This is a genomic window from Cupriavidus basilensis (assembly GCF_029335485.1).
GTDB classification, from domain to species: Bacteria; Pseudomonadota; Gammaproteobacteria; order Burkholderiales; family Burkholderiaceae; genus Cupriavidus; species Cupriavidus basilensis_E.
Genome location: NZ_JARJLM010000330.1, coordinates 1 through 2,803, shown reverse-complemented (window position 1 = coordinate 2,803; position 2,803 = coordinate 1). Strand labels below are relative to the sequence as shown.

3 protein-coding genes are annotated in these 2,803 nt (G+C 69.3%); 1 reads left to right on the top strand and 2 read right to left on the bottom strand.

Annotation, left to right across the window (positions count from 1 at the left end):
- Both P3W85_RS19655 and P3W85_RS19650 read right to left on the bottom strand, forming a co-directional pair.
- On the bottom strand, window positions 1-1,298 hold a 1,298-nt coding region (locus P3W85_RS19655), incomplete at its 3' end, for a sigma-54-dependent Fis family transcriptional regulator (protein WP_276266036.1).
- A gap of 188 nt (window positions 1,299-1,486) precedes the next feature.
- Window positions 1,487-1,759 carry a hypothetical protein gene (locus P3W85_RS19650; protein WP_017224099.1) on the bottom strand — a complete coding sequence of 91 codons (273 nt, stop codon included), beginning with the start codon at window positions 1,757-1,759 and terminating at the stop codon, window positions 1,487-1,489.
- Window positions 1,760-1,924: 165 nt separating this feature from the next.
- Here P3W85_RS19650 and P3W85_RS19645 point away from each other — a divergent pair.
- A partial coding sequence (locus P3W85_RS19645; RefSeq protein WP_276266035.1) for an alpha/beta hydrolase occupies window positions 1,925-2,803 on the top strand: 879 nt, incomplete at its 3' end.

Here is a 2,803-nt window from a genome sequence, read left to right as displayed (position 1 = left end):
ACCTGCTGCGCCAGCGGCATGTCGCCGATCTCGTCCAGAAACAAGGTGCCGCCGTGCGCCTGCACCAGCTTGCCCGGGCTGCCGCGCCGCCGCGCGCCGGTGAAGGCACCGTCTTCATAGCCGAACAGCTCCGCCTCGATCAGGGATTCCGGGATCGAGGCGCAATTGACCGCGACGAAGGGTGCGGCGCCGCGCGGCGAATCGCGGTGAATGGCGCGCGCCAGCCATTCCTTGCCGGTGCCGGTGCGCCCCAGCACCAGGATCGGGATATCGCGCCCACGCACCTTGTCGACCCGCTGCAGCACCGCCGCCATGCGGGCGTCGCCGGTATCGAGGGCGGTCAGCGCCGACGCCTGCGGCGCGGCTTTCGTGGATGCGGGCGCGGGCGCCGTGGCGCCGCGGCGGGCGGGGCCAAGCAGCGCCATCCGCGCGAACACGTGGACGCGGCTTGGCAGCGTCAGCGTCAGCAACTGGCCGGACGCCTCGCCGCCCTGCCCGAGCGCGACGCCCAGCGGCATGCCGAACAGGGCGGCAAAGTTGCGGCGGTCCAGCGTATCGGGCGACAGGCCGAGCTGGAACAGCCCGCTGCGGTTGGCGGCGAGAAAGGTGCCGTCCGCCGCGAATGCCGCCATGCCTTCGAACAGCGTGCCGACGAATTCCGGGCGCGCATGGAAACGCACCAGCACCGCATCGGTGAAATGGGTCGAGAACAGATGGTTCTCGATCATCTGCGCCGACATTCTCACCAGCGCCATGGTGTGCTTGTGGAAACCACGATGGTCGCCGCTGACATCGAGCGCGCCCAGTATCTGCCCGAACGGTCCGGCAATCGGCGCGCAGGAGCACGTGAGCAGGCGGTTGGCGCGCAGGAAGTGCTCGTCGGCATGCACCACCGCCGGCAGGCCCTCGGCCAGCGCCGTGCCGATCGCATTGGTGCCCTTGCTCGCTTCCGCCCACGACACGCCCGGCGCCAGGGCCACGCGCCTGGCCCGGTCGGCGAAATCGCCATCGCCCAGGCTGTGCAGGATCACGCCGCCGCTGTCGGTCAGCAGCACCATGCTCTCGGTGTTGGCGATCTGCGCATGCAAGGTCTCCATGACCGGCAGGGCATGCTTGTACAAGAGCTGGCTGGCGTCGACCAGATCGTGCAGCGCGCGCGTTCCCAGCGGGTGATAGTCCGCCGCGTGGGCGGCTTCCAGCCCGAAGCCGGCGGAACGCGCGTGGGCGCGGGCGATCAGGGCGCGGCGCTGCGCATCGTCGTCCGACGCCGTGGCGTGGTTGGCAAGCGTTGTGCTCATGACGGCTGGTCTCCTGTTCCGGATCCCGGCCAGGCCGGGTCAGGCCGTCTCGATGCCGGCCTGTCCGGCGGCATGGCGACCTTGCCGCCAAACCTTATCACAAGCGGCCGGCGCGACGGTTGCGCACCCTGCGGAAGTTGAGTGTAAAGTACCCGCTGCCACGGCACACGTGGGCGCAGCCGGCAGGATCAGCGCTTGCCGTCCAGCAGGTCGTTGAGGATGTCGTCGAAAGCCGACTGCGCATCCTCCAGCGCCTGCAGCGCGGCGTCGAAGGTTTGCAGCGCCATCTTCGACGGCTTGCCGGAGCCCTGGGGCGCAAACTGCCCTTGCAGCGCAGTAAAGGCCACCTGTACCTGGCGCGTCGCGCTGACCACGCGATCCATCGCCTGGGTCTCCTCGGCGCGGTTTTTCTCGTCGTTCCGAGGGGAATCCTGCTCGTTTTGCTCGATTTGGTGGTTCATGCCATCGGCTCCGTGCGCGGCCGCACCGGCCGCCGTTGATGTGAGGGCGTATCGTACAAGAACTCTCGGCCACCCAGCCCGGTCGAAGGCGGTGACCGCAAGAAAATGATGCAGGCGCCACCATGCGCTGTGCAGCCAAGGCGGAACGAACCCTCCGATCCCACCATGCCCTCCCTTCAACGCAAGGCCCTGGCCGCCGCGCTGCTGACCGCAGGCGGCTTTACCTGCTACTGGACCTATCTCACGATCAACCAGGGGCGGCTGCTGTTCGACGCGCACCGCCGCCCGCCGCGGGACCTGCCCGAAGGCGTCTCCGCCTATTCGCACGAGGTGCCCGGCGGCTTGCTGCGCGGCTACGTCTACGTGGCCCGGGAAAGCCAGGAAGCGCAGAAAGCGGACACCGTGCGCGACCTGCTGTTCTACCTGCCCGGCCGCGGCGAGGACGTGCTGGACACCATGCAGCATCTGGCATGGCTGCCGCAGGAGGTGGGCTTTGCCACCATGGACTACCGCGGCCTGGGCCACTCGGACGGCCGGCCGTCCGAAGCGGCGGCGGTAGCCGATGCCAGCCAGTTCCTGCTGCACGTGCGGCGCGCTTTCCCGCGCACGCGGGTGCACGTGGTAGGCCGCAGCCTGGGTACCGGCGTGGCCATCCAGCTGGCGGACCTGCAGGATTTCGAGAGCCTGCAGCTGATCACGCCCTACGATTCCCTGCTGGAGATCGTGCGCAAGCGCTTCCCGCTGGTGCCGCTGCGGCAGCTGATGCGCCATCACTTCGACTCCATCTCCCACTGCAAGAAGGTGGTGCAGAGCACCAAGGTGCTGCTTGCCGAGACCGACGAGGTGGTGCCGCACGAATGCTCCGAGCGCCTGATCGCGGCCTGGCCCGGCACGGTGGCGCGGGAAACGATGCCGGGCACCGACCATTCCACCATCATCGAGCACCCCGAGACCTGGCGCGCCCTGGCGGCATTCGCGCAGCAGGTTGGTCAGCCGGGCGCCGCCCCGGCCGCAACCTCGCACGCCGCGCCGGCCAGCCGCGAG

Bases quoted from the DNA above. Each gene is read 5' to 3' on its own strand.
- P3W85_RS19650 (WP_017224099.1), bottom strand. From the start codon at position 1,759: ATGAACCACCAAATCGAGCAAAACGAGCAGGATTCCCCTCGGAACGAC.